Raw genomic sequence first — 3,269 nt, 5'->3', positions numbered from 1 at the left:
GAACGACACCGAACTGATTTCGCAATATAAATCAAGCGGTGATCTGGAGGTATTGGGCGCATTGTATAACCGTTACATGCACTTGGTTTTTGGGGTGTGCCTTAATTATCTGAAAGATGAAGAGCAGAGCAAAGACGCCGTGATGCAGATCTTCGAAGAGCTGGTGGTGAAACTCCGGATTCATGAAGTCCAGAATTTTAAGAGCTGGCTGCATGTGCTGGCCAGAAACTATTGTCTGATGGCCATTAGGAAATCATCTAAAACCAATACGGTCTCTCTGGAAGAAACATTTGTGGAAAACAGTGAGTTTGTGCATCTTGATATCGACGATACAAAAGAACAGCAGCTTACCGTAATGGAAAAGTGCATGGAGACACTTCCCGACGAGCAACGAGTTAGTGTAGATTTGTTTTATCTGCAGGAAAAATGCTATAAGGAAGTGGCCGAAATAACCGGATATGAAATGCTTAAAGTGAAAAGCTATATTCAGAACGGTAAACGGAATTTGAAAATTTGTATGGAGAAGAACAGCAGTGAATAAGGATTGGTTAGATATAGATGTTTTAGAAGATTACCTGGATGGTAAGCTTGATGCCAAGTCAATGCACATGGTGGAAAAACACGCCCTGGAAGATCCTTTTGTGGCGGAGGCCCTGGCTGGCTTAAGTGCGTCGCCTAAACGGTCGCTTCAATCCATTTCTTTGCTTCAGAAGCAATTGCAGGATAGAGTGGCTGCACAAGCCACTCATAAAAAGAAATCTGTAGTCACCTGGCAGCGCTTAAGTATTGCTGCGGCTGCGGCTGTAATGTTTATATCTGTAAGCATTGTGTTCTGGATGAAAAATAATGCGGCCAGGGAACAGATGGCAAAGCAACAGCCGAAAAAGGTCGATGTGGTCATTGCGCCAAAAGAAAGTCAGGTTGCAACAGTTAGTCCGGAAAAGACAATCGAGGCGGCGCCTTCTGCTGCTGCATCTGTTAAAGCGGATAAAGAGATGGATAAAGCTGTTGCGGCAGCAAAAACAAATGCATACGCGGCTGTTGCAGATAAAAAGAAAGAGGAAAAAGTGGAAATGGCTCCGATGGCGAGAAAGATGGCTGCACCTGTACCTGCCGCTGCTATGGTTGCAAAAAGCAAGATAACCGAAGCGGCACCTCAGCCAAAGGAGGGATATGAAAGTTACAGAACTTATCTGGAAAAGAATAAGCGACTAACTCGCAATGAGGAAAATCCTTTTGTACTTCTGACTTTCACAGTGGATGAGAACGGTAAACCGGGAGCCTTCAAAATATTAAGCCATTCTGCTCAAAGTTATGTGGAGGAGGCGATAAGGCTTGTTAAAGAGGGACCGGACTGGATACTGCCAGATCAGGGAACAAATGAAGTGACGCTTCAGATAGACTTTTAATAAAAAAAGCAACCCGTAAGGTTGCTTTTTTTATTAAAGATAGGGCTATAAGGCCTTAAACAGATTAAAAGAAAAGGTGTATCACCGCGTACACAAGTCCTGCAAGTAAAGCAGAAACTGGAATAGTCAGAATCCATGCCCAAAGCAAACGAACTGTTACGCCCCATCGCACTGCAGAAACCCTCTTTAGTAAACCTACCCCAACGATTGAACCTGTAATGGTATGTGTGGTGGAAACAGGGATACCAAAATGCTCGGTAATTCCCAGGGTTACCGCACCGGCAGCCTCTGCGGCAACACCTTCAAAAGCGGTTACTTTAGTGATTTTGGAGCCCATGGTTTTTACGATTTTCCATCCGCCGCTCATCGTGCCTAAAGCAATAGCTGCATAACAGGAAATCGGGATCCATTCCGGCATTACATCACCTGTATGTAGTACGTTGGAAGCGACCATTGCTACGTAGATAATACCCATTACTTTCTGGGCATCATTACCACCATGTGTAAAACTTAATGCCGCAGAAGAGATCAGCTGCAGTCTTTTGAACCATTTTTCTGCAACAGATGGCCGGGCATGCTTGGAAATGTGCAGAATAATAATGGAAATGATCACAGAGATCATCATACCAATAACCGGTGCCAGAACGATGAAAGCAATTACTTTAAAGATTGGTGCAAAATTAATTGCAGCCAGGGCGTCATGGCCGAGTGTCATTGCTTTCGCCATACCTGCGCCGGCAAAGCCTCCAATTAAAGTATGGGAAGAACTGGAAGGTATACCAAACCACCAGGTAAACAGATTCCATACAATGGCGGCTACCAGCCCTGCAAAGATCACTTCCAGGGTAATATAATTTTCTACAACCGTTTTAGCGATCGTATTGGCTACTTTATGGTCTGTAAAATAAAAGTAGGCTGCGAAATTGAATAACGCCGCCCAAAGTACAGCCTGGAAAGGAGAAAGTACTTTGGTGGATACAATTGTCGCAATAGAATTCGCTGCATCATGAAAGCCATTGATATAATCGAATCCAATAGCCAAAATAATTACAACGACCAGTAAGGTTGTTACCATTTTTTGAAGTTTTAAGCGTTCTTTACCAAAATAGATTCCAACACATTCGCTGCATCTTCACATTTATCAGTTGCAAGTTCTAAAGTTTGCAGAACTTCTTTTTGTTTAATTAATTCAATAGCGTTAGTTTCAAATTCAAATAGGCGGGCGATAGCCAGGTTGCAAACGTAATCTGCCTGGTTTTCACCACTGTTGATCCTTACACAGGCATCAGCAATCACACGGATGTTTTTGAAACTTCTCAATTCCTTGATTGCTTTTTCAAGATCGGTGCACATTTCCACCAGCAATTCTGCAAGTTTAATCATGGAATCACCGATTTTGGTGATGTTGTACAATTCGATATTGGTAGCAGAAGCATGAATATAATCTGCAATATCATCTACTGCGCTCGCCAGAGAGTGGATATCTTCTCTGTCAAATGGGGTAATGAAGTTCTTGCTTAGTTCCAGGAATATGGAATGGGTAATGTCGTCCCCAACATGCTCCAGACGCTCTACTTCTTTAATATGCTCTTTTCTTTTTTCCAGATCAGTGGTGCTTAAAGCAAGTAATAAGGCTTCAGAGATCTTTAAAACGTTGCTTCCTGCTTGTTCAAATAGGGGCTGAAATTTTTTGTCTTTAGGCGTAAAGAACTTAAAAATATTATTCATCTGTATGTTTTAGTTTCTTTTATTCGTCAAATGTAGGTGCAGGCCTTTAATATCTTCAAGCATACGCCCTGTCTATTTTAACTACAAAATATTTTACAAAAGTAGGATTGCAATGTTAAGTTAGTGTTAAGT

Annotated in this window: 4 protein-coding genes; 2 read left to right on the top strand and 2 right to left on the bottom strand. The window is 42.1% G+C overall.

Going from position 1 to position 3,269, the window contains the following annotated elements; translation table 11 throughout:
* Positions 1-541 (top strand): RNA polymerase sigma factor (locus tag DBR11_RS26580; protein ID WP_233260924.1); only part of this gene is annotated, 541 nt, incomplete at its 5' end.
* Entirely contained in the window at positions 534-1,409 is an 876-nt protein-coding gene (locus DBR11_RS26575; protein ID WP_108555586.1) for a hypothetical protein, read from the top strand. The genes DBR11_RS26580 and DBR11_RS26575, both read left to right, overlap by 8 nt.
* Before the next feature lie 64 nt (positions 1,410-1,473).
* Here DBR11_RS26575 and DBR11_RS26570 read toward each other — a convergent pair whose 3' ends face one another.
* Positions 1,474-2,484 (bottom strand): inorganic phosphate transporter, encoded by a 1,011-nt coding sequence (locus tag DBR11_RS26570; RefSeq protein WP_108555585.1) that lies wholly within the window; start codon positions 2,482-2,484, stop codon positions 1,474-1,476.
* Between the two features lie 11 nt (positions 2,485-2,495).
* The gene (locus DBR11_RS26565) at positions 2,496-3,137 is read right to left on the bottom strand and encodes a DUF47 domain-containing protein (RefSeq protein WP_199076840.1); all 642 of its coding nucleotides are present in this window, start codon (positions 3,135-3,137) and stop codon (positions 2,496-2,498) included.
* Positions 3,138-3,269: the final 132 nt, after the last annotated feature.

Origin of the sequence: Pedobacter sp. HMWF019 (assembly GCF_003061025.1) — a bacterium.
Lineage (GTDB): Bacteria > Bacteroidota > Bacteroidia > Sphingobacteriales > Sphingobacteriaceae > Pedobacter.
This window is presented reverse-complemented; position numbering and strand designations above follow the sequence as displayed.

What these genes read in the sequence shown, in the direction of transcription:
- DBR11_RS26570 (WP_108555585.1), bottom strand. Translation starts at nt 2,484, where the DNA reads ATGGTAACAACCTTACTGGTCGTTGTAATTATTTTGGCTATTGGATTC.
- DBR11_RS26565 (WP_199076840.1), bottom strand. Translation starts at nt 3,137, where the DNA reads ATGAATAATATTTTTAAGTTCTTTACGCCTAAAGACAAAAAATTTCAG.